The organism is Micromonospora rhizosphaerae, assembly GCF_900091465.1.
GTDB classification, from domain to species: Bacteria; Actinomycetota; Actinomycetes; order Mycobacteriales; family Micromonosporaceae; genus Micromonospora; species Micromonospora rhizosphaerae.
In genome coordinates this window covers 2,742,065-2,763,184 of the sequence record NZ_FMHV01000002.1, presented here as the reverse complement: position 1 = coordinate 2,763,184, position 21,120 = coordinate 2,742,065, and the positions used below count along the sequence as shown (strand labels likewise).

Below are 21,120 nucleotides of genomic sequence, written 5' to 3'. Positions count from 1 at the left end.
GCCGGTTCGTCGTCGAAGGGCGATGCCATTGCGTCCCCGAACCTGGGGTGAAGCCGGTCGAGCTTGATCTTGCCCGTTACCAGGGCCTGGGGCACCAGGGACGACGCCGGCTGCGCGAGACAACACACCGCCAGGTCGTCACACGCCCGACCGGTACCCCGTCTATCGCGGTGAGACCTGCAGGAGGAACCGAAGCCATGAGAGTACTGCTCGCCGGCGCCTCGGGCGCCGTCGGTACGCCCCTCGCCCGCCAACTCATCGCCGCCGGCCACGAGGTCGTCGGCATCAGCCGCAGCCAGAGCAACGCCGAGCGGCTGCGCAACGCCGGCGCCGAGGCGGTGGTGGCCGACGTGATGGACCGCGAAAACCTGCTCGCCGCCGTACGGGGCGTGCGGGCCGACGCGGTCATGCACCAGTTGACCGCGTTGCGTACCACGAACATGCGGGAGGCGATTCAGGGCACGAACAACCTGCGTACCACCGGGACCGCTCACCTGCTCGCGGCCGCCCGGGCGGTCGGCGCCCACCGCTTCCTCACCCAGTCGATCGTGCTCGGGTACGGCTACCGCGACCACGGCCCGCACGTGATCACCGAGGACGACCCGTTCGCGGAACCCGTGAGCGGCCAGCTCGGAGATGCCGTCGCGGCCATACGCTCCACCGAGGAGCAGGTGTTCTCGGCCGACGAGATGGAGGGCATTGCGCTGCGCTACGGATTCTTCTACGGACAGGACAGCATGAGCAGCATGATCGTCAACCTGGTGCGCAAGCGCCGGTTGCCGGTGCCCTCCTCCGGCGGCTTCGCCAATTTCATCTACCTGGAGGACGCCGCCGCGGCGACCGTAGCGGCCCTGGAGAAGGGGCGTGCCGGACAGGCGTACAACATCGTCGACGACGAGCCGGTGCGCTGGGGGGACTACCTGGACACGCTCGCGGCCGAGCTCGGGGCGCGCCGGCCGTGGCGGCTCCCGAGCTGGATGCTGCGGCCCATCCCGTACGCCCACGCGATGATGACCACCTCGATGCGCGTCTCCAACGCCAAGGCCAAGCGCGAGCTGGGCTGGGCTCCGGCGGTGTCGACCTACCGCGAGGGCATCCCGCTGATGGCGAAGTTGAGCCGCTGACCGTCCGCTGTCAGGGGGTGTAAAGTACGACCCGCGGTTGCTGTCAGCGTTGCTGCCGACAGCCATTTCGCCGGCAGCCCAGCCGATCTCGATTTCGGGGCTGGGCAGCCGCGGCGGCTGCGCCGGCGACAGTCGGCCGGCCGACCCGCCCGGACCTTTGGACTCCAGCGCCGTCTGCCCCCCTGCCCGCCAGCGGCGCCGCCACTGGTAGACCGACTTGGTCGACACCTGCAAGCTTGCCGCGATCTCCTTGGCCGGTAGGTCCTGCTCCGTACACCGAGCCGAGACCTTGGCCTTTCAACCTCTGTAGGTCGTGACGGTGCGGCGCGCCGACACCGGGGACTATCCGGGTGGTCACCCGTGGCTGGGCGATCAGGCGAACTGTGGCGAGCGAGACTCGTGGCGCGGTTCGAGCGAGATGTACGCGGACAGCGCGCGGAGGAAGTCGGGCGCGCCGAAGATCTCGCCGGCGGAGGCGACGCCGCTCGTCCTCGTCTGACCGGCCAGAATGCGACGGACCGCTTCGACCGCCAGTGGTGCGCTGATGGCGTAGATGTCCTGGCCGCTGGCGACGACGCGTCGTTGCGTGTCGCCGGAGCGCACGATGACGTCGACAGTGAACGTCTGTGCGGACCGGCCGCGCTCGTCGACCGCAGTCGGTGCGGGTGTGTCTGGAGCGGCCAGGTCCTTGGCCGCGTCGGTGGTCATGTACGTGCGCACCTCGGGGATGGACAGGTGGCTGGGGACGGTGACGACGTCGGCCATCGTGAACTCGCCGAGGACGGTCCGGGGGCCCATCGGAGCGGGAAAGTCCCATTCCAGGGTCGGCAGGTCGCACTTGTCGACGTAGTACTCCAGCCGGCCACCGGTGTAGCGGACACGTCGGCCATCGCGCCGTTCCCGGGAGACGGTGCCGGAGGCGAGGGTCCCGGTCGTGGGGTGCCAACTGCTCAGTCCGTACGCGACGTGCGCCTCGTCGGCCGCCGTCCAGTCGCCCATCGCCGTCGTGACCAGCAGATCGCCGAGTCCGCCGAAGAAGGCCATCGCCGGGACCACCGCGACGCCTGCGGTCCGAGCGCGGTCGGTGAAGTGCGTGAACGTGTCGAGGTTGGCCTCGATCTCGGCCGCCACATCCACGTACGGGATGCCGGCGCGCAGGGCGGCCTCGATCAGGGGGGCCGCGGTCGAGGCGAACGGGCCGGCGCAGTTGATGACCGCGGCCGCGTCCTTCAATGCCTGGTCGAGCGAGGCCGGATCGTCTGCCGACGCCACCCGGTATTCGAGCCCCGGATGCGACGCCGCCAGCGCCTGGAGCTTGCCCGCGTCGCGGCCGAGGAGAAGCGGGACGAACCCGCGATCACGCAACTCCGTCACCACGAACCGCCCGGTGTGCCCGTACGCACCGAACACCGCCACGGTCTGACCCGTACCCATCTGCATTTCCTTGTGCTCCTCGAAAGATCGACTGGGGAAATCCTCTCGGCAGCGGCCGGACCGGACCAGTGTCTGGAACGCCATGCCCCATACAATTTCGGACATGACCACCATCGCGCTCGCCGCCACCGACGGGATGCTGCACTTCGAGCTCGCCATGGCCTGCGAGATCTTCGTCCGCGACCCGTCCGGCCTGGCAGACCCGTGGTACGACCTCGTGGTCTGCGGCCCGGGCCCGGTCCGGATCGGCAGATTCCGTATGGAACCTGACGACGGGTTGGACCGACTCGCCCGCGCGGACACCGTGATCGTCCCTTCCGTGGAAGACATCGACGCGGACGTGCCACCCGACCTGCTCGACGCCGTCCGCGCGGCCCACGAGGCGGGCGCTCGGATGGTCTCGCTGTGCACCGGCGCGTTCGTGCTGGCCGCCGCCGGCGTGCTGGACGGGCTGCGCGCGACCACGCACTGGGCCCACACCGAGGCGCTGGCCGCCCGCTATCCCCGGGTGAAGGTCGACCCGGACGTCCTCTACGTCGACAACGGCAACGTGCTCGCCTCTGCCGGCAAAGCCGCCGCGATCGACCTGTGCCTGCACCTGATCCGCCGCGACCACGGCTCGACGGTCGCCAACGCCGTCGCCCGCCGCCTGGTCGTGCCGCCGCATCGCGCCGGCGGCCAGGCCCAGTTCGTCACCACCCCGGTGCCCGCCCGCGACGACCATCCCCTCGCCAACCTGTTCCCGTGGGCGATGGAGCGGCTGAACCGTCCGCTGACTGTGGAGGACCTGGCTCGCCAGGCGAATATGAGCTCGCGCAACCTGGCCCGCCACTTCAAGTCGGTAACAGGCACCACCCCGCTGCAGTGGCTGTCAACGCAGCGGATCCGCCGGGCCCAGGAGCTGCTGGAGAACACCGACAACAGCATCGACGCCATCGCGCAGGCGGCTGGCATGGGAACCGCCACGACGCTGCGCCGACACTTCAACCGCACCGTCGGTGTACCTCCGGACGCCTACCGTCGCACCTTCCGCAGCGCCTGGCCCTCGTCAGAATCGTGATCACCATCCTGTCGGCGGCCTGACAGCTTCGCGGTTTAGCAGCCCGCCGACTTAAGCGCGCACCTAGCCCGAGGATGGGCCCCTTCGTCCCGAACGGCCGCCGGTCCTGTCATCCGCTATCGGCCGCTGCCGCTCGGTCGCGACGACGCAGGGTCGGCAGCCGTCTGCGGCTCGTTGATGGGGAACCTCCCTGTTAGCTGTTGGCTGACTTCCTGCTGACGCGTCGGCCACCTGATCCGTAGATTCCCAAGACCACTTCGCAGCCGTTCGGCGCCGTTCGCGACGTCCCGGTCGCCGCGCCCTCGGCAACTGGATCGGTCCCGTCTCGTCCGGCTACGTTCGCCGGTGGCTCCCATCTATGGCTCCCAGGCCAGACCCTCTGATCCGTAGCTTCGGCGAGACTGCGCGGAACGGTCCGCCCCCGGCGTCCGTGGCTGGCCCTGCTGCTGTGGGCGTCTTTATCCGTACCTCATGGTCCGAAGCTGTTGCTGTCAACGGTTGCTGTCAGCCATCGCGCCGGTCCCGGCAACGACAAGGGTTCATGGAGCCGGGTAGGAGTCCAGTCGCCCATCGAGCCGCCGTACCAGGAGGTGGCCGTCTTCAAGCCAGATCGTCTCGCCGGCATACACGAGGACCGGTTGATCCAATACGAAGTGGTGCCAGCGATCAATCAGCGTGAGGCGATCAGCCTGTTCGCCCGACGCGGGCTGTCTCCTCCTGGCCGTGGTCATGCTCAACAGGATCGGCCAAGCGGTAGACGAGCTGCAACAGGCCGCGTGGGGGTCCTGTATAGCTCCGGGACGGGATCGCAGCGACCTACGAAGTACGACCGTTCCGACGCGCTGGTCCATCGCCTGGTCCTCGTGCCCAGGGTGGTGTCGTGGTCTGCGGTCGTCCGCTGGCGCTCGCCGGGTTGGCTGCTCGCATGCTGCTCGTAAAGCACGCAGGCATACGGGCCACCAGTGGCATCGATGAGGTGGTTTCATCTGATCATGATTCAGCCCGTACGTCGCGCAGCCTACCGGCTCTACACTCACCGTCTGCGAGCCCAACTGGCCGGCACCTCACTGCCGAGGCACGTGGCCATGGTCATGGACGGCAACCGACGGTGGGCCAGGCAGATGGGCTTCGACAACCCGGCGGTGGGCCACCGGTACGGCGCGGAGCATATCCACGAGGTACTTGGCTGGTGTGCCGAAATAGGCATCCGCCACGTCACCCTGTTCGTCGCCTCCGTCGATAACATGCGCAAACGCGCATCCGACGAGGTCGAGAACCTCATGCGGATGATCGAACAGGTCGTCGCGGAGCCACTCCTAGGGCCGGCCAACCCGTGGCAGCTTCACCTGGCCGGCCGCGCGGACGTCCTACCCGACTCAACCCGCCACGCGTTGAAACTCGCCGAAGACGCCACCGCTGAGCGGGGCGCCGGCTTCCACCTCACCGTGGCCGTCGGCTGCGACGGCCGCGAGGAAATCGTCAGCGCCGTTCGTTCCCTGCTAGAGCAGGAGGCACAAGCAGGCGCGACACTGGATGACGTCGCGCAACGCCTCACCGCCGACGCAATCGCGGCGCACCTCTACACGGGCGGCCAGCCCGACCCCGATCTCGTCATCCGCACCAGCGGAGAACGCCGCTTGTCCGGGTTCCTGCTCTGGCAAGCCGCCTACTCCGAGCTGTACTTCTGCGACGTGTACTGGCCCGGCTTCCGGAAGATCGACTTCCTCCGCGCCCTGCGCTCCTACTCCGCCCGCAGCCGACGAATCGGAGCATGATGACAGTACTCAAGCCCTAGGCCAGGTGCCTAGTACTCCAGCCGCACTTCGCTGAGTCGTTGTCTTCGCTGGTAGTGGCTTGTTTTGGCTCGGAACTGGTGGCGGCGGCGCCACCATGACCATCGATTGATGTGGTCGCGGGTTCGTCTGTGGGTGATCAGGTGTGCCAGGAGACGTCGAGTCTCGGCGAGGCTGAGGGGGACGAGCCCGGCCCGGTCGGTGGTGCCCCTTTTTGCGCCTGGGCGGCGGTGACGGCGAGGAAGGCGTGGGCGCACATAGCGAGCGTTATGTGCCGGTACCAAGCGTCGTAGCGGCGCACCTGGTAGTCGTCCAGGCCGACCTGTCCCTTGGCGGTCTGGAAGCACTCTTCGATCGCCCACCGGGCGCCGGCCACACGGATAAGTTCCTCATCGTTGGTGTCGGCCGGTCCGTAGCACAGGTAGTAGGCGTGCTCGGTTGGGTCGGTGATCGACCGGCGGATGAGCAGCCAGCGGGTGAATCCGTGGTCGCCGGTGCCGGTGTCGGGCAGGGTGGCGACGGCCCAGTCGAATAGGCGGGGTCCTTTGGCGCCCTCGCCGCAGCTGCGCCGCTTCCAGGCCGGGGCAGGGGCTGCGGCGGCCAGTTCGTCGGCGCGGGCGCTGCCGCCGTCGGTCGGGATCTTTTGGTTACAGGCCACGGCCAGGACGTAGCCCATGCGCCGGCCCTGCAGCCACAGCCGAAACTTGCTGTCCTTGCCGTAGGCCTCGTCGGCGGTCACCCACCGGGCCGGCAGCCCCGCGTCCAGTGCGCGGCGCAGCATCTGCAACCCCAGTGCCGGCTTGGTCGCGAACCGCACCTTTGCCGGTACCGCGGCTTCGGTACGCCGGGCGTCATCGGCGCACCAGCCTTGCGGCAGATACAGCTCCCGGTCGACCAAGGTGCGCCCCTGCGCGGACGCGTAGGCAAGGAACACCCCGAGCTGGCAGTTTTCGGTCCGGCCGGCGGTCCCGGAGTATTGGCGTTGGACGCCGGCGGACTTGGTTCCCTTCTTCAGGAACCCCGTCTCATCGATGATCAGAATGGCGTCGGCGTCGCCGAGGTGCTCTGCGACGTAGTCGCGTAGGTCGTCGCGGACCGCGTCGGCGTCCCAGACCGCGGTGTTGAGCAGGCGTTGCATGCCGTCAGGTGTGTTCTCCCCGGCCGCCTCGGCCAAGGTCCAGCCGTTCTTGCCGGCCAGCGGCGACAGCAGGCCCAGCACGTACGCGCGGGCACGCCGACGTGGCTCCACCCGCCGAAACCGGCCAGCGATCCGCGCCATCAGGTCATCCAGACCTGCCGCCCACCCCGAAAGATTGTCAATCGCCACGAGTGCGACAGTCTACGATGGACGATCATGTACTCTGACGCCTGATCCGCATCTGCGGACCTAGCTGCCCAAACACAGCCAACGGAAGTGCGGCTGGAGTACTAGTACTCCAGCCGGGGATCGTGATCACGGCTCGATGAGGGCTTGTCGGGCGTAATGGCTTTTCATGGCGCGGGCTTGGTGGCGGCGTCGGCGGACCGACCAGAGCAAGGGATCGGTGTGGCGGCGGGTGGGCTCGATGATCAGGACGTTGAACAGGTGGCGTAGCTCGTTGACGGTTAGCGGGATCAGCCCGGCCGGGTCGGGCCGGTCGCGGTGAGCGGTGGCAGCGGCGAGGAAGGCGTGGGCGAGGATCGCCAGGGTGGTCCAGCGGTGCCAGGACGTCCAGCGGCGGTTCTGGTGCTGGTCGAGGCCGAGGCCGGTCTTCGCGGCTTGGAACGACTCTTCAATTTTCCAGCGCCGCCCGGCCACTGTGACGAGGGTGTGCAGCGGGACGGGTTCGGGTGACCAGCAGCGGTAGAAGGCCAGCTCGCCGGTTGTCCGGTTGCGGCGGATCAGGAGCCAGTGGTGTCCTCCGTGCTGGTCGCGGTGGGCGGGTAGGGCGGTGAAGGACCAGTCGTAGTAGCGGTGTCCCTTGGCGCCTCGACCGGCGGACACGCGCTGCCAGGCAGAAGCGGGCAGTCCCGTGGCCAGCGCGTCTACGCGGTAGACACCGAGGCTGGTGGTCACCTGATGTGAGCAGGCCACCGCCAGGACGTAGCCCAGTTGCAACTGACGAAGCTGGGCGGCCAGGCGCGGGTCAGCGCCGTAGGCTTCGTCGCCGGCCACCCAGCGGCAGGGCAGCCCGGCGGTGACCGCGGTCTCGATCATCCGGGACGCCAGCTGTGGCTTGGTCGCGAACCGCACCTGCTCCGGGACACCCGCCTCAGCCCGGCGTTGCGGGTCGTCGCACCACGATTTCGGGAGGTAGAGGGCCGCGTCGAGCATCGCGTGAACCACCTCGGTGGCGTAGACCAGATGCACGGCGAGCTGGCAGTTCTCGATCTTCCCGGCGGTGCCGGAGTACTGCCGTTGAACGCCGACGGTGTGCCGGCCCTTCTTCAGATCACCGGTCTCGTCGATGACCAGTACCGCTTCGGTGTCGCCGAACTGCTCGCAGATGAACTCACGCACGTCGGCGCGGACCGCCACGTCGTCCCACTTCACCCGGGTCAGTAGGTCCTGCATCCCGTCCGGACCGGCGTCGCCGGCGTGCTCAGCGATCGTCCAGCAGTTCTTACGCGGTAGCGGCGCCAGCAGGCCTCGGACAAAGTCCCGTACCCGCCGCCGGGGCTCCGGCCTGCGGAAACGTTGGCCGACAGTGAACAGCAGGTCGTCGAACAACATCCGCCATCGCTGGGCGTCTACCCTGTATCCGGCAGCCACCGCTGCGTCATGGTCAGTCCACACAACCGTCCATGATCGACGGTGGCTGCCCTCGTTCCCGCGCCGCATCACGCCACAGCTCAGCCAAGGTCAACATCCCCGGCTGGAGTACTAGGTCACACTTGCGTTCTCTCCTCGCAGCCGCCCTACGGGCACCGTGCCGGCCATCGTCGTGAGGACTCGTTTACAAGGCGCTTTTCGGCAAGTCGCCACTGGTGCCGGCTTCCTAAAGGAAGCTCGCCTGAGCCGGATTGGCCGGCCTAGATTGGCGACGTGGAGCCAGCCGCAAGGGATCACTACCCCGATGAGTGGGCGTCACTGCTCACCCGGGCCGAGCGAGAAGACGCCCTCGCTCGAGTGCATCACCCCCACTACCCGGCGATCATGGGGCCGTTGGTGCGCGCGGCCGCAGGCAGCTCGCTGGCCCGGTTCCGGCCGTACATCAGCATGTTCTTGCTCCGGTTCGACGGGCCGCTCTGCAACAACCTGCCGCCACCTGTGAGCATCGGCGTCGCCGCGGGTCCAGTTCAATACCTGGTCTGGTGGGGACAGGTATTCAGCCACCTAGAACGGGCGACGATTGTGCAAGAGACGACCGATCCGCACGAGGCGGTGGCGCTTGCGGAACTCCTGCTGCGCAACTGGCCGTTCCCATACGAGCTACGACGGCCGCCGGCTAGACCGCGGCCGGCCTGAAAGGCGGATCGGAGGCCATCCGCCTCCAGCCAACGCGCGTTCCACCTCGTCGTCCGACGACTCGATTACAAGTTCTGGCCAGCTCGTCCGACACCGTGTCCGCGTCCACCACCTAGGGCAACCGTCCGCCGCCCGCCATCCGGGGCTGTCCTCGTCTCGATGTGGTGGGACAATCACAGGCAGCGTCCGAGTCGACCTAGCCCGGCACGGGCACAACACCGCCTCGGCCCTCGTCGTCCGTGTGGCCTCGGAATCGTTGTGGCTCCACCCCGCGGTCGTTGCCGAAGCCCCCGGGTGCTCCCCCAAGGTGATCGAACGCTCCTTACTCGTCCTACTCGAACACGTCTCGCTACCAGTCTGGGCATGGCCCGCCCCGTCAGCCCGGCGGAACCTTTCCAGGTGTGGCGTAATCGCTCATGTGCTCGCTCCCGGCGGGGCCTGGCCGGGGCGCCCTGCCTGCTCGTCCACCATGTACTGGGCGTACCAGGCCGGCCAGTCCGGGTCAGGTTGCCCGGTCTCCTCCTCGTGGCGGCCGTGGGCCTCCTCTGCACGGCGCAGCGCGGCTGCCAACTCGGCCACCGAATCATAGGTCGCCCGCATTCGAGTACTCCTCCTCGGCAAGAAAAGTGTTGGTCCAGCACTCACCACAGCCGGCCGGGAAAGCGCTCGGTGACCTCTTGGAGGAACCAGCCGTTGCCGTCCGGGTCGTTGAACGAGGCGAACGAGAAGTAGCTCGCCCGGTTCGATGCCAGCCCAGGGACCCGTCCTTGAGGTTCGCGCGGGGCATCCCGCCGCCTGCGTCAGGGAATACCTCGCTCACCTCGGCGCCGCGGCCAACCAGCTCGGCCCGGGCCGCCTCGATGTCGTTCACCGCCAGGTACAGGCCCTGCATGGAGCCGGGCGCGGCCGAGGTGAGCCCGCGGCCGAACATTATCGAGCAGTCCGACCTGGGCGGTGTCATCTGTACCACCCGGATATCTCCCTCTCCGGAGACGTCGAGATCCTCCCGCCAACCAAGCGCCTTGTAGAAGCTCTTGGCCCTGTCCACATCGGCGACGGGCAGTACGACGACCTCGAACCTCATGTCCCCGCTATCGGCTCCTCTCCCTGCGATGTCGGTCGCCCGTATCGCTGCTTCTGGCTCCTGCGCCACTGGGCCGGCTCCGGCATCCATACTCAGCCACTGATCGGCAGAATCAGCACAGAATCCGTAAATCGCCCAAAGATCGCTCGAGTGGTGACGGAGTCGTCGGGGTGGCCGGCGGGTGCAGGACGATGGACGTGCCCGGCTGATTCGCGAGACCGAGCGTGATCCATCCCCTCCACAGCAACAAGGCCGGCGCAGACGATCGCCACGAGTGCCAGGAGCATCCAGGGCCATCGCGGCGCCGGCCTTCTCGCTGACATCAGGCGCGTCCATCCGAGACGAGCTGCCCACCCAAACGCTGCTTCTCTCGACCCCAAAGGCCAAGACAGCCGGGCCTCCGCCGGCCCCACTGCCTTCCACGCTGCTCTCCCCCTTGCTCCTACCTACGCCGCCAACCCAAGCAGCTCGCCGGCGCGAGTGTTGAAGCGTTGGACCTCCGGCACCTTCGGGTAGGGCTTCATCCGCCGTTGCAGGTCGCGGACGCTCGATAGCGCGGGAGGAGTTGACCGTCGCCGACAACTCGACAACTCGCGATGCGCGGGACGCCGCGGCCTCCACGTCCGACCGATCCAGCTCGGCTAGTGGCTGCGGCCTATCGGGATGCGGTGTCGGGCACGGCACGGCAGGTCGGGCCCGCAACGGCAGGTTCGTTGCCAGCGGCGCCACGACCAGACGGGCCGATGTCGGCGGGCGAGGGTCATGGCGACGGCAAGCGTTCGACACGTAGCGTCACACTCGTGATCGACCCCGGCGCGGATCGAGCGGTGTTCCGGCAGCTCGCGGACCTACTGCGGGACCGGATCACGTCCGGCGATCTCGCGCCCGGCGCGTCGCTACCCAGCGAGCTGCGGCTGGCTCAGGAGTATCGGCTGAGTCGAACGAGTGTCCGGCAGGCCATAGCGCTACTCCGCTCGGAGGGGCTCGTGATCGTGGAACCGCCTCGCGGCACGTTCGTCCGCAGCATGGAGCCAACCGAGACGGTGACCCTCCGCAAGGGCGACACCGCCTCCGCCCGAATGCCCACCCCAGCCGAGCGGCGCGAGCTGGACATTGGCGAAGGCGTTCCAGTCCTGGTGGTGTTCCGCGGCGATGGCTCCCGCGAGCTGTACGTCGCCGATCGCATCCGCATCGGCCGCTGACCTGCTCATTACGAGTCAGTCGCGGAGCGCTGGTCAGCCGCTTGGTCGTCCTGTTCGACGTGGTGTCCGCGTCCGCGGTCGTCCGCTGTTGCTCGCCGGTTTGGCTGCTCGTTTGGCTGCTCGGCACTGGCAGAGGTCGTCGGGCACACCGGCCCGGCTGACCGGGTCTAGCATGCGCTCCATGACGACCGCCGATGCCGATCCGCCCCCTGCACCGGGTTCTTCCGGCCGGACCTTGGCGCGTGCGCAATTCGCCCTGGCCGCTGTCTACATCAGCGCCATCGGGATCGCCCTCGCCCGGGCCGCGTCCTTCTCCGGGTACCTCTACCTGCCTCATCAGGGCGACGAGTACACCAGCAGCGCTAATCTCTGGCCGGGCCTCTGGGCGCCAGCGGCGCTGGCGATGATCGTCGTGATCGGCGTAGCGCCGTACCTGGCTGCAGTGGCAGCGCTCGTCGCCGTCACCCGGCTCCTGACGGCCGGCATGCGGACCTCCGTGCACCGGCGAAGCCTGATCCTTAGCACGGTTCTCGCGGCCCTCGTCGCCGCCTCCTCGTTGACTCCACTGGTCAAGGCGTTGCTCAGCTGGCTTCTCGACTAGACACGTTGGCAGCTGGCCGGCTTCATCTCGCGCCTGGCCGGCCGCGTCCCCACTGCTCGCGCCACTGGCCGCCAGATCTTCACATCCCGATAGTCCTACGCACGGCCGATCCGACCACTTGCCCCCCCCGGCAACCAACACGGGATGCTGGCCTGCTGCTCCAATGCTGCTGAGCTGCCAGGACGCTCCTCCAGTGTCCGTCACAGTCCGCCGGTTTGCATCCCGCTACAACGAAGCCCTCTACCGCAAGCCATGCACGCCCGGCACGCCCTCGGCGACGCCGACGGCATCCGCACCCTGCTCCGCGCGCTCACCCAAGGCCCCGGCAGACCTATACGCCGAACCGGAAGAGGAGACCACCGCCCTGGCGACCCAGCTGACCGGATCCCGCCCGGCGGGCTGATGGCGTGTGCTTACATGCGGGGACAGGCGGCGGGTAGGCGGCGGGCGGCGGGCCGATGGGCCCTGCCAGGCTGACTGTTGCCGGAATGGGCTCTGTTGTCCGTAATGTGCAAGGAGATGCCAGCATGCGAGTAGCCGTGGTCGGGGCCACCGGGCGAATCGGATCTCTGACCGTTGCCGCTCTGCAGCGCGATGGGCACGACGTCGTGCCCATAAGTCGGACTCACGGCGTGGACGTCGTCGCCGGCACCGGACTCGACCAAGCCCTGGCCGAGGTAGACGCGGTCATCGACACCACCAGCGTCAACGCCGCGACCGAGGCCGAGGCCGTCGGCTTCTTCACCACCGCCACCGCCAACCTGCTCGCCGCCGAACAGCGCGCCGGGGTCGTCCACCATGTCGTGCTGTCCATCGCCCGGGTGCGCACGGTGCCCGGCAACCCCCACATGGCAGGCAAGCGCGCCCAGGAGGCCGACGTCGAGGCCGGGCCGATCCCGTACACCATCGTCCCCGCGACGCAGTTCTACGACTTCCCCGCGATGGCCGCCGGGTGGGTCGAACACGACGGCGTCGCGCAGCTGCCGCCGCTGTTGATGCAGCCGATCGCCCCCGCCGACGTCGCCGACATCCTTGCCCGGGTCGCCGTGGGTGCCCCGCAGGGCCGCCACCGCGACATCGCCGGACCCGAGCCGCAGGACCTGATCGACATGGCTCGCCGCACGCTCGCTGTCCAAGGCAGAAGCATCCGGCTCGTGCCGACCTGGCATGGCGGCATCTTCGACGAGACCGCGGCCGGCGACGCCCTGCTGCCCGCGGCCGACGCCGAGATAGCCCCGACGACCTTCGATGAGTGGCTGGCGGCTCCACGTGAAGTCAGCGGGAGTTGAGGTGGCCGCGGTGGCGCCGCGACGTGGCGCAGCGGGTGCGCAGTTGCTGGTTGGCGGGGTTACGGAACCCGTAGGCGTCGCGGGCCACGGTCTTGATCACGCGGTTGGTACCCTCCGAGCCGGCATTGGTGATCCCGGCACGGATGAACACGAGGATCTGCGGCCACCAGGTCTGCACCGTGGTGGCCAGACGCTGGAACGCTCCGAGTCCTTGCCTAAGTTCGCAGCCGGTTGTGTTGCGCAGGTCAGGATGGGTGACGGCGTCACTCGGCATAGAGGCGGTGGGGGTTACGAGAGGCAGTACGGGATCGCGCCAGAGGCACCGCTCCCCCAGCCCGGTACTGGCATCGAGCCACCGCTGGAGGAGATCACGGCTGAGGAGTTCGAGATGCTGTGGCGGGTCGCGCGAAGCGCCCCCTCCATTCCGGGAGATCTCAGGGCCAAGGCGACCGCGTTGCGGCGCTCCTCGGCCAGTGCTGCGAGCGCCTACCCTACGCGCCGGCTGACCAGGCGCTACGAGCTCAGGGTCGGCAACGATGCCGCTCAAGCCGTCCACCGCTCGCAATGCCCTTTGCCAGCGCCAGCATGTCGCGAACGACTTCACAGCGGGTTCCTGGGCACAGCGTCGGGCGTGCGGATCGGCGTGACATGGGCGTAGTCCCCCAGGGCAGCCGGCGTCAGCCCGGCCGCCTTGATCGCTCGTAGCGCGGCGACGAAGTCATCCGGGAACGTCGCCCGGAAATGCATCAGGATGATGTCGCCGGCGTGTACCCGATGGTCGGGCCTCTGGTAGGCAACACCGCGGTTCCTCGCTGACTCCCGCCAGTTGAAGCCGGCTAAGAGCCCGCAACTCCAGGCGGCACGAAGTGTGTCGGCGTTCTTTTCGCCATAGGGAGGACGGAATAGCGTGGGTCGCTGGCCGTACCATTCGCCGAGCTGGTCGGCTGCGTGGCAGAGCTCGTACTTCTGCCGCTCGTAGCCAAGCGTTGTCAGTTGCGGGTGCGAGACGGTGTGACTCTCGATGACCGCTCCGGCTTGCTGCAGCGCGCGGAAGTACTCGATGTGATCCCGGATGGTGTTCGTGGTGAGGAAGAGTGTCACCGGAACGTTCGCGGCCTGCAGCAGGGGCAGCGCCCACGGATGCGGCACCGTACCGTCGTCGATCGTGAGGAAGGCGACCTTATCGGTGGTGGGGATCTCGAATTGGAACGCGGCGCTGTCAGGGGTGCGGGGCAGGACGAGTTTCGTTGGTGGTGGCGGCGCGGGAAATCTCGGGATCCGCTCCATGTAGTAGGCGAGCGTTCCCTTGCCGGCATTCGTAACCGGCGCACCCGAGGACCCGGCCAGCTGGCCAGCCGCATCGGGCGTCTGGGTCGGTGACGGGGAACCGGGCTCGACCGTCGCATCGCGCGTATCGCTCGTCCCATCCGCAGGATCGTGCGGTGCGGTGCACGCAGCCACCGCCAGGGTGACCAACGCAACGAGAGCACTCAACCGATTCGCCCGCCTGCCCCTACCCGCTAGAGATCTCACGAGCGGACTTTACCAATTCATCCGGATTTGGAAGCATGTAACCCTCGGCGGCCAACAGTGCGTCTCCCACTTGGACGGTGAATCGCAGAGACGGACACCGATCACTGCTTAGCAGGCCAGTGTGGCCATCGGGGCCGCCGACGCGAGTCTGCCTCCCGCGGTGACAGCGTGACAAGCCACCAACTCCGGGCACCGAACCATCGTCGCCGGCATCGCGCGCCGCGGCGCGCGATGCCGGCCGGAGGTCGCCGGCCAGATCCATGCCTACGCGCCGCCGCTAGCCCAGTTAGGGGCTGGCCCACCGAAACAGCCGGCAGACCCGCCGGTGGTGCCCGCCACGGCGCTGGTCGCGGGAACCAGCGACGAATGCGCCCACATCGGCACGTCCGCGCGTCGCCATCCGTGGGCAGCCGGCCGCGCTCCGTGACGCACGGTCCGCGGCAGATCCGGTCGTCCTGGACAGGTCGCGCCGCCCTGCAGGCGGGCTTGCTCGCGGCGCGCGCTTCGCCGTGTCGGTGCTGATTGGTGGTGCTGGGCGCGGGGTGCGGTAGTTGAGGACGTCCGCGACCTCGGGAGGGAACCGCGCATGTGATCCTTGATCGATGATGTCAAGCCAACCCTTTGCTGACACACCGCAGCCCCCATACGTTGCCGTGATCTTTACGTCTACCCGCACAGAAGGCGACCATGGATACGCGGCGATGGCGGCGTCCATGGAAGCCCTCGCTAAGGAACAACCAGGATTCCTAGGCATCGAGTCGGCGCGGGAAAGCCTCGGGATCAGCGTGTCCTACTGGGCGGATCAGCAGGCGGCACGCGACTGGAAGCAGGTGGCTGGGCATCTGGTGGCTCAGCGACGCGGCCGCGCGGCCTGGTACCAGGACTACCGCGTACGAGTGGCCACTGTCGAGCGCGATTACAGCATGCGGACGTCCACGATCGAGAGCCTTCCTTGAGACCGGCCGGCAGGCCTCGCAACCCGGCCGCACCCAACTCGGCAAAGCCGCGAGCGGCTGGCCATGTCCCGGAGGCCAGGTACGCGCCGGGATGTAGTTGGGGCGCCGGTCGAGGTTCTTGCGGGCCCGGTCGTAGCGCGTGGTGGTTCGCGGGTCGGCGTGGCAGTGGCCGTGCTCCTCGCCCAGGTCGGCGATGCTGGCCCCGCAGGCTTCGAAGATCCGTAGGCCGAGCAGGCCCAGAAGCGCGACCAGGGCGAAGTCGTTCGGGTTGGTCGACAGCCGGGCGGTGGTGATCAGGGCCTCGAACTGCGGGTGACCCAGCCCGGGGGTAGGCGACTCGGCCGGCACCGTGGGCCGGCGGACGTAGTCGGCGGGCGAGTGGTCCAGGATGGCGTCGATGACGCAGACCCGATAGAACCCGACCACGACCGACAGGCGCCGCGAGACCGTCGAGGGCTGGTACCGGCGTACGTCCTGCAGCCAGCGCACGTACCGCTCGATGTCCATCCGTGCCGCAGCCAGCGGGTCGAGGCCCTGGTCGGTGCACCAGCGTAGGAAGACCCGCAGGTCGGAGTCGGTATGGACGCGAATCTGCCCACGGTAGCGGCCCAGGAAGGCGGACACCGCGGCGCGCAAAACGAGCTGATCGGTCGGTACGACACTGGAAGCGGAAGCAGGAAAGGCAGCCATACATCACCGTGCGTCACCAGCGGAGATGAACGCCAGCACGCCCGGAGCGGCAGATGCGGATGTCCTACAGCGGGCTGTAGCCACGCCGGCGCTTGATCGGCCCTCGGTCCGCGCCCGTGGGGCATTAGCTTCTCAGTCATGAGCTTCAACGTCACTGCAGACGCCTATGACCGGTTCATGGGTCGATTTTCCGAACCGTTGGCTGCACGGTTCGCGGAACTGGCCCAGGTGCAGGCGGGGCCAGCGGGCGCTGGACGTCGGGTGCGGGCCAGGCGGACTGACCGCACAGCTGGTGGACCGTCTGGGCGCAGACAACGTCTCGGCGGTCGACCCATCCGCCCCGTTCGTTGCAGCCGTCCGCGCGCGCTTGCCCGGGGTTGACGTGCGCCCCGCTGCGGCTGAACGTCTTCCCTTTCCTGACGACAGCTTCGATCTCGCCCTTGCCCAGCTGGTCGTGCACTTCATGGCCGATCCGGTGTCCGGGCTGTCGGAAATGGCCCGGGTCACCCGTCCCGGCGGCCTGGTCGCCGCCTGCGTGTGGGATCACGCCGGAGGCAGCGGTCCGCTCGCCACCTTCTGGCGGGCTGTGCACGACATCGATCCACCTGTGCGCGACGAGTCGGAGCTGGCCGGGGCTCGCGAAGGTCACCTGGCCGAGCTTTACGAAGCAGCACGCCTGAAGGACATCGAGCCCATGTCGCTGACCGTCACCGTCCGGTTCGCCACATTCGACGACTGGTGGGAGCCGTTCACGCTCGGCGTCGGACCGGCCGGTGCCTATGTCGCGCGGCTGGACGAGGCGCAGCGCGATGGCCTGCGCAGCCGATGTGTGCAGCTCCTGCCACCGTCACCGTTCGAGATCTCTGCTTCAGCCTGGTGCGTGCGGGCTCGCGCCTGACCGCCGCCCAGCGCGAGTCGATTACTCCCAGCTTGTGTCGCCGCCGTTCAAGCACCGGCGCGACGCACCCCATGCGGCATGTCCGCGTGTCCGCAACAGGCATGGGCAAATCGCTACCGGGACGAGGAGGCCTCGACCCCACGAAGCGTCCTTCCGCCGGTAGCGGTCGTCACCCTAGCAACGGGCACCGACAAGGACAGCCGGAACAGCATTCAGCGAGCGCCCCGCGCATTCACCAAGACATCCGCTTCTCGGCACGTCCGGACGTACCTGAGCACATGTGGCAACGACGGATGGTGACGCGCGCTCGGCGGCAGAAGAGGACGCCGCGGTCGTCAGATTCTCCACACCAAGAAGATCACGAATGGCCGTATGGCATACGCCCAGCAAGCCCGTCGCTCTTGAGGAAGGTGCACGCACTGAATTTCTCAAAATACTTTGTCCGCACGCGTCCGGACCGGTCCGGCCCGTTCGTCACTATGTTGTAGCGATCAAGATGAGGAGCAAGGAGAGCCTGATGAAGTACCTGATGTTCGTGTGCACCGACCCGGAACCGGACACCGATAAAGAAAACGAACCCGACATCGACGTCTGGGTAGCCGAGAACGACGCCAACGGCCGCCGCTTGCAGGGCAACGTGCTGGCGCCGAAATCGTCGGCCACGACCGTCCGGGTGCGCAGCGGCGAGCTGCAGATCACCGATGGCCCGTTCGCCGAGACCAGGGAGGTCATCGTCGGCTTTGACCTGCTCCAATGCGCCGACCTCGATGAGGCTATCGAGGTCGCTCGGGCTCACCCGATGGCCCGCCGCGGCCGGATTGAGATCCGCCCGCTGGCCGACTTCGAGCAGTGACCGCGCATACGGCGGTCCGGGACGCGGCCACCGATGCGTATCCGCGCATCGTGGCCGCGCTTATCCGAATCACCGGCGACTGGACGCTCGCCGAGGATTGCGCCCAGGACGCTATGACCCTTGCCCTGCAACGCTGGCCCGAGGAGGGCGTCCCGGGCAATCCGGGCGGATGGCTGATGACGGTGGCTCGCAATCGTGCGATCGACATCGCCCGCCGTGCGTCCGTCGAACGGCGAAAGCTTGAAGAGCTGGCCGTGCTGGCGCCGGCGGAGCCCGTCGAGGAACAGGAGGCGGAAGACATCGTGGACGACCGGCTCCGGCTCATTTTCACGTGCTGCCATCCGGCGCTGGCCCTCGAGGCCCGCGTTGCGCTGACTCTGCGCACGATCTGCGCCGTGCCGACCGCCGACATCGCCCGCGCCTTCCTGGTCACAGAGTCGACGATGACGCGCCGGCTCACCCGGGCCAAAACGAAGATCGCCGATGCCCGGATCCCTTACCGGGTGCCGACCGGGCGCGCGCTGGACGAGCGGTTGCCAGGTGTCCTCGCGGTCCTCTACCTGCTTTTCACCCGGGGCTACGACCCGGGCGGCGAACCGGTCTTCGCCGACGAGGCGATCCGTTTGGCCCGGCTCCTCGCCGAGCTGATGCCGCGCGAGCCCGAGGTCCGTGGGCTGCTTGCGCTGTTCCTGCTTCACCATTCACGCCGCGCGGCCCGCCGGGACTCCGACGGGAACCTGCTCACCCTCGAACGGCAGGACCGCTCCGCCTGGGATCGCGCGGCGATCGCTGAGGGCGTTCAGATTTTGACGGGTACCCCGTCAGCCGGCCCCTATGTCCTGCAAGCTCGCATCGCCGCCGGTCATGCCACCGCCCGCGACGCCGCCGGCACCGACTGGGCGGCCATCGCCGGCTACTACGACGAGCTTGCCGCGCAACAACCCTCGCCCGTCGTCGAGCTCAATCGCGCTGTGGCGCATGGCTTCGCGCACGGGCCGGAGGCCGGTTTGGCGTTGCTGGCCAAGGCCCGCAACGGCGGTGCTCTCGACGACTACCCGCTCACCATCGCCGCCGAGGCGGAACTGACCGCACGCCAAGGCAATCGCGAGCTCGCCGCCGCTCTGTTCCGCCGCGCCGCCGACCTGACAACCACCGACATCGAACGCCGTGCTCTGCTGGAGCGGGCCAACGAGAACCTGGAGAACCTGTGATGCAGACCGAAGCCGCCACCTTACTGTCCTATCTAGACGGCCAGCGCCGTCACATCATCGGGGCCCTGGAGGGCTTGAGCGACAAGGACCTGCGCCGCCCCGTGCTGCCGTCCGGGTGGAGCTGCCTCGGTCTGGTCAACCATCTCGCCCTCGACGTCGAGCGGTTCTGGTTCAACGCCGTCATCGCCGGCCAAACCTCGGTGATCGAAGCCTTGCCGCACACCGAGAACGTGTGGAACGTCGACCCGTCCGTATCGCCGGAGGATATCCTGAACCGGTATCGCACCTCCATCGACGCGACCAACACGGTCATTCGCGAAACCCCGATGGACACCCCGCCCGCCTGGTGGCCGGCGAACAAGTTTGGCAGCTTCCGGCTGCACACCGCCCGCGAGATCATGCTGCATGTGATCACCGAAACCGCTTGCCACGCCGGTCATTTGGACGCCGTCCGGGAGCTGATCGACGGAAAGCAGTGGATGGTGCACGGCGAGGCGTGAGCCTACGGCAGGTCGCCTCTGGGCTGCAAGCGATTCGGCCGCCGTTCCGGGCGAAAACTCGCGCAGTTCTCGCAGGAGCCATTTGCCGGTGCCGGACCAGTGGTCGTTGAGTTTCAGGGCCGCCTTACCCGCCATCCGCCAAACGCCAGGCGAAAACTCCGATGACGGTTGTCTCCCCATCATCGTTGGCGTGGTCCAGGTCGTCGAGCAGGTCGGTCAGCCCATACCGGACCCACCGTCGGTCCGCCTCCGTCAACGGGGGCGGACCGCCCGCAAGTAACTTGCCGCAGCGCTTGGTCCAGGAACCGGGGTCGCCGACAAGCGCGACACCGGTGGCACCATGCGGTGCAGGCTCGGCTTACGCGACGCCAGCTCCTTTGCCAGGTACTCATCCCAAGTCTGGATCGCTGTCGAACTCGAGAACCACATGCCGACCAAGTGCAGCAAGCACAGCCAGTGGTTAATCGACGAGTTGACGAACCTGAGATGTCCGCTGGATGGCTGCAGCACTGACACCAGCCCGGTCTCCGGCTCGGCGAGGTAGATGTAACCGGCGTGGTAGAGCTCGCTCCTGGTCCCGGCGAGGCGATACTTCCCATTCCTCAGCTCCGCTGCGAACAGGGTCACGTCGACCACCCCTTCCAACAGCGGCACGCCGCACGAAGTCAATGCCGCCTTCTGCTGGGTGGGAGGCGCCACCCGGCCACGTCCGAAGCCCAGCACGGATGACCCGTCCAACTCCAGCCCACGCCTCAACTGATTCGAAGTCAGGAGGACTCGGGAGATTGCCTACTGCCACGATCGGGAGGCTAGCTAATGGCCGAACGTCGTATCCGAGGTCAGTCACCAGGCCACCCCCTCATCGGCAAGACAGCGCAACGAGCGAGGCCTTACCTCCGTCACGGACCGTGACGCCGGGGCGGCGGCAGATCCGCGCATCCGCTCATAGGGACGTGCGGCGGCAGGCACCGGCTGCCTCTTCGGTTTGGTGGTCAATAGTGAGCGAGGATCTGCTCAACTGGGTGGCCGAGGAGGTCAGCTACCCTGGCGAGTTCGTCTGTGTCGAGTTCGTATTGCGCTCGAGTCAGGTTCATGGCGCTCACCTCGAACCGCGCGAAACCGATGGGCCAGTCGTAGTGCAGCCTGTTCAGCGGTACGACGGAAGCGCAGCAGGGCACTGTCACGTCCAGGTGGTCGAAACTCAGGCTGCCATTTCCCCTGACCAGGTCGCCCGGCCAGTCCAGACCGATATCCCGACACCAGCGCGAGCATGTGATCTGGCTGGTGTTCGCGCCGGCGTCGATCAGGGTCACCCGGTCGTAGAACTCGTATTCCACCTCCTCGACAGCGTCGTCGAGGCCTGAGAACAAGCTCGCCACGTAGGCAACGGCGGCGGCGGCCGCCTCGTGGGTGGGCTTGCTCTACATGCTCATCCGCCATTTCT

At 67.9% G+C, this 21,120-nt stretch carries 22 protein-coding genes and 2 pseudogenes; 12 read left to right on the top strand and 12 right to left on the bottom strand.

Features of this window, described 5'->3' with window-relative positions; genetic code table 11:
- The first annotated feature begins 197 nt into the window (after positions 1 to 197).
- Complete coding sequence (locus GA0070624_RS13370; protein WP_091340927.1) at positions 198 to 1,124, top strand: NAD-dependent epimerase/dehydratase family protein; 927 nt, start codon at positions 198 to 200, stop codon at positions 1,122 to 1,124.
- A gap of 129 nt (positions 1,125 to 1,253) precedes the next feature.
- Here the strand turns inward: GA0070624_RS13370 and GA0070624_RS36380 are convergent.
- Both GA0070624_RS36380 and GA0070624_RS13360 read right to left on the bottom strand, forming a co-directional pair.
- Positions 1,254 to 1,409: pseudogene (locus tag GA0070624_RS36380) on the bottom strand (helix-turn-helix domain-containing protein); the annotation flags it as partial.
- 87 nt (positions 1,410 to 1,496) lie between these two features.
- A complete protein-coding gene (locus GA0070624_RS13360; protein WP_091348759.1) occupies positions 1,497 to 2,558 on the bottom strand; it encodes a saccharopine dehydrogenase family protein in 1,062 nt (353 codons plus the stop codon).
- 103 nt (positions 2,559 to 2,661) lie between these two features.
- Between GA0070624_RS13360 and GA0070624_RS13355 the strand changes: the two genes are divergently transcribed.
- Complete coding sequence (locus GA0070624_RS13355) at positions 2,662 to 3,618, top strand: helix-turn-helix domain-containing protein (RefSeq protein WP_091340925.1); 957 nt, start codon at positions 2,662 to 2,664, stop codon at positions 3,616 to 3,618.
- 539 nt (positions 3,619 to 4,157) lie between these two features.
- Here GA0070624_RS13355 and GA0070624_RS33955 read toward each other — a convergent pair.
- Positions 4,158 to 4,349, bottom strand: coding sequence for a hypothetical protein (locus GA0070624_RS33955; RefSeq protein ID WP_141715006.1), 192 nt, complete (start codon positions 4,347 to 4,349; stop codon positions 4,158 to 4,160).
- A gap of 261 nt (positions 4,350 to 4,610) precedes the next feature.
- Between GA0070624_RS33955 and uppS the strand changes: the two genes are divergently transcribed.
- Entirely contained in the window at positions 4,611 to 5,393 is a 783-nt protein-coding gene (gene uppS / locus GA0070624_RS13350) for a polyprenyl diphosphate synthase (protein ID WP_091340923.1), read from the top strand.
- 157 nt (positions 5,394 to 5,550) lie between these two features.
- Here the strand turns inward: uppS and GA0070624_RS13345 are convergent, their stop codons facing one another.
- Complete coding sequence (locus GA0070624_RS13345; protein ID WP_091340920.1) at positions 5,551 to 6,690, bottom strand: IS701 family transposase; 1,140 nt, start codon at positions 6,688 to 6,690, stop codon at positions 5,551 to 5,553.
- Positions 6,691 to 6,864: 174 nt separating this feature from the next.
- Positions 6,865 to 8,163: an IS701 family transposase gene (locus GA0070624_RS13340; RefSeq protein WP_091339545.1), complete on the bottom strand. Its 1,299-nt coding sequence runs from the start codon at positions 8,161 to 8,163 to the stop codon at positions 6,865 to 6,867.
- Between the two features lie 273 nt (positions 8,164 to 8,436).
- On the opposite strand from GA0070624_RS13340, the gene GA0070624_RS33945 reads away from it, so the two are divergent.
- Positions 8,437 to 8,859, top strand: a complete 423-nt coding sequence (locus GA0070624_RS33945; protein WP_141715004.1) for a hypothetical protein — start codon at positions 8,437 to 8,439, stop codon at positions 8,857 to 8,859.
- A 414-nt stretch (positions 8,860 to 9,273) separates the two neighbouring features.
- Here the strand turns inward: GA0070624_RS33945 and GA0070624_RS13335 are convergent, their stop codons facing one another.
- A complete protein-coding gene (locus tag GA0070624_RS13335) occupies positions 9,274 to 9,459 on the bottom strand; it encodes a hypothetical protein (RefSeq protein WP_091340918.1) in 186 nt (61 codons plus the stop codon).
- A complete protein-coding gene (locus GA0070624_RS13330; RefSeq protein WP_245718770.1) occupies positions 9,443 to 9,943 on the bottom strand; it encodes a VOC family protein in 501 nt (166 codons plus the stop codon). The genes GA0070624_RS13335 and GA0070624_RS13330 overlap by 17 nt, the downstream gene beginning before the upstream one ends.
- A gap of 800 nt (positions 9,944 to 10,743) precedes the next feature.
- On the opposite strand from GA0070624_RS13330, the gene GA0070624_RS13320 reads away from it, so the two are divergent.
- From GA0070624_RS13320 to GA0070624_RS13310, 3 genes are all read left to right on the top strand, one after another.
- Positions 10,744 to 11,145, top strand: a complete 402-nt coding sequence (locus GA0070624_RS13320) for a GntR family transcriptional regulator (RefSeq protein WP_091340916.1) — start codon at positions 10,744 to 10,746, stop codon at positions 11,143 to 11,145.
- 181 nt (positions 11,146 to 11,326) lie between these two features.
- The gene (locus GA0070624_RS13315; protein WP_141715003.1) at positions 11,327 to 11,746 is read left to right on the top strand and encodes a hypothetical protein; all 420 of its coding nucleotides are present in this window, start codon (positions 11,327 to 11,329) and stop codon (positions 11,744 to 11,746) included.
- 527 nt (positions 11,747 to 12,273) lie between these two features.
- The gene (locus GA0070624_RS13310) at positions 12,274 to 13,035 is read left to right on the top strand and encodes an SDR family oxidoreductase (RefSeq protein ID WP_091340911.1); all 762 of its coding nucleotides are present in this window, start codon (positions 12,274 to 12,276) and stop codon (positions 13,033 to 13,035) included.
- On the opposite strand, the gene GA0070624_RS13305 is transcribed toward GA0070624_RS13310, so the two are convergent.
- Positions 13,022 to 13,309: a transposase gene (locus GA0070624_RS13305; protein WP_091340909.1), complete on the bottom strand. Its 288-nt coding sequence runs from the start codon at positions 13,307 to 13,309 to the stop codon at positions 13,022 to 13,024. The genes GA0070624_RS13310 and GA0070624_RS13305 overlap by 14 nt on opposite strands.
- A gap of 326 nt (positions 13,310 to 13,635) precedes the next feature.
- Positions 13,636 to 14,511: a polysaccharide deacetylase family protein gene (locus GA0070624_RS13300; RefSeq protein ID WP_245718768.1), complete on the bottom strand. Its 876-nt coding sequence runs from the start codon at positions 14,509 to 14,511 to the stop codon at positions 13,636 to 13,638.
- A gap of 659 nt (positions 14,512 to 15,170) precedes the next feature.
- On the opposite strand from GA0070624_RS13300, the pseudogene GA0070624_RS36615 reads away from it, so the two are divergent.
- A pseudogene (locus GA0070624_RS36615) lies at positions 15,171 to 15,365 on the top strand (antibiotic biosynthesis monooxygenase family protein); the annotation flags it as partial.
- On the opposite strand, the gene GA0070624_RS13290 reads toward GA0070624_RS36615, so the two are convergent.
- The gene (locus tag GA0070624_RS13290; RefSeq protein WP_342672746.1) at positions 15,315 to 16,214 is read right to left on the bottom strand and encodes a site-specific integrase; all 900 of its coding nucleotides are present in this window, start codon (positions 16,212 to 16,214) and stop codon (positions 15,315 to 15,317) included. The pseudogene GA0070624_RS36615 and the gene GA0070624_RS13290 sit on opposite strands and share 51 nt — an antisense overlap.
- Positions 16,215 to 16,380: 166 nt before the next feature.
- On the opposite strand from GA0070624_RS13290, the gene GA0070624_RS13285 reads away from it, so the two are divergent.
- From GA0070624_RS13285 to GA0070624_RS13270, 4 genes are all read left to right on the top strand, one after another.
- Complete coding sequence (locus GA0070624_RS13285; protein ID WP_245718767.1) at positions 16,381 to 17,112, top strand: class I SAM-dependent methyltransferase; 732 nt, start codon at positions 16,381 to 16,383, stop codon at positions 17,110 to 17,112.
- A 517-nt stretch (positions 17,113 to 17,629) separates the two neighbouring features.
- The gene (locus GA0070624_RS13280; RefSeq protein ID WP_091340906.1) at positions 17,630 to 17,965 is read left to right on the top strand and encodes a YciI family protein; all 336 of its coding nucleotides are present in this window, start codon (positions 17,630 to 17,632) and stop codon (positions 17,963 to 17,965) included.
- Positions 17,962 to 19,176 (top strand): RNA polymerase sigma factor, encoded by a 1,215-nt coding sequence (locus GA0070624_RS13275; RefSeq protein WP_091340904.1) that lies wholly within the window; start codon positions 17,962 to 17,964, stop codon positions 19,174 to 19,176. Before GA0070624_RS13280 ends, GA0070624_RS13275 begins: the two co-directional genes overlap by 4 nt.
- On the top strand, positions 19,176 to 19,676 hold the full coding sequence (locus GA0070624_RS13270; protein ID WP_091340902.1) for a DinB family protein: 501 nt from the start codon (positions 19,176 to 19,178) through the stop codon (positions 19,674 to 19,676). The genes GA0070624_RS13275 and GA0070624_RS13270 overlap by 1 nt, the downstream gene beginning before the upstream one ends.
- Before the next feature lie 252 nt (positions 19,677 to 19,928).
- Here the strand turns inward: GA0070624_RS13270 and GA0070624_RS13265 are convergent, their stop codons facing one another.
- Positions 19,929 to 20,375, bottom strand: a complete 447-nt coding sequence (locus tag GA0070624_RS13265; RefSeq protein WP_176731678.1) for an SUKH-4 family immunity protein — start codon at positions 20,373 to 20,375, stop codon at positions 19,929 to 19,931.
- 293 nt (positions 20,376 to 20,668) lie between these two features.
- Positions 20,669 to 21,013, bottom strand: coding sequence for a hypothetical protein (locus tag GA0070624_RS13260; RefSeq protein WP_141715002.1), 345 nt, complete (start codon positions 21,011 to 21,013; stop codon positions 20,669 to 20,671).
- Positions 21,014 to 21,120: the final 107 nt, after the last annotated feature.

Excerpts from the sequence above, each read along its gene's own strand:
- GA0070624_RS13370 (WP_091340927.1), top strand. The coding sequence starts at position 198 with ATGAGAGTACTGCTCGCCGGCGCCTCGGGCGCCGTCGGTACGCCCCTC.
- GA0070624_RS13330 (WP_245718770.1), bottom strand. The coding sequence starts at position 9,943 with ATGAGGTTCGAGGTCGTCGTACTGCCCGTCGCCGATGTGGACAGGGCC.
- uppS (WP_091340923.1), top strand. The coding sequence starts at position 4,611 with ATGATTCAGCCCGTACGTCGCGCAGCCTACCGGCTCTACACTCACCGT.
- GA0070624_RS13270 (WP_091340902.1), top strand. The coding sequence starts at position 19,176 with ATGCAGACCGAAGCCGCCACCTTACTGTCCTATCTAGACGGCCAGCGC.
- GA0070624_RS13305 (WP_091340909.1), bottom strand. The coding sequence starts at position 13,309 with ATGCCGAGTGACGCCGTCACCCATCCTGACCTGCGCAACACAACCGGC.
- GA0070624_RS13335 (WP_091340918.1), bottom strand. The coding sequence starts at position 9,459 with ATGCGGGCGACCTATGATTCGGTGGCCGAGTTGGCAGCCGCGCTGCGC.
- GA0070624_RS33955 (WP_141715006.1), bottom strand. The coding sequence starts at position 4,349 with ATGACCACGGCCAGGAGGAGACAGCCCGCGTCGGGCGAACAGGCTGAT.
- GA0070624_RS13285 (WP_245718767.1), top strand. The coding sequence starts at position 16,381 with ATGACCGGTTCATGGGTCGATTTTCCGAACCGTTGGCTGCACGGTTCG.
- GA0070624_RS13355 (WP_091340925.1), top strand. The coding sequence starts at position 2,662 with ATGACCACCATCGCGCTCGCCGCCACCGACGGGATGCTGCACTTCGAG.
- GA0070624_RS13345 (WP_091340920.1), bottom strand. The coding sequence starts at position 6,690 with ATGGCGCGGATCGCTGGCCGGTTTCGGCGGGTGGAGCCACGTCGGCGT.
- GA0070624_RS13360 (WP_091348759.1), bottom strand. The coding sequence starts at position 2,558 with ATGGGTACGGGTCAGACCGTGGCGGTGTTCGGTGCGTACGGGCACACC.
- GA0070624_RS13315 (WP_141715003.1), top strand. The coding sequence starts at position 11,327 with ATGACGACCGCCGATGCCGATCCGCCCCCTGCACCGGGTTCTTCCGGC.
- GA0070624_RS13280 (WP_091340906.1), top strand. The coding sequence starts at position 17,630 with ATGAAGTACCTGATGTTCGTGTGCACCGACCCGGAACCGGACACCGAT.
- GA0070624_RS13310 (WP_091340911.1), top strand. The coding sequence starts at position 12,274 with ATGCGAGTAGCCGTGGTCGGGGCCACCGGGCGAATCGGATCTCTGACC.
- GA0070624_RS13290 (WP_342672746.1), bottom strand. The coding sequence starts at position 16,214 with ATGGCTGCCTTTCCTGCTTCCGCTTCCAGTGTCGTACCGACCGATCAG.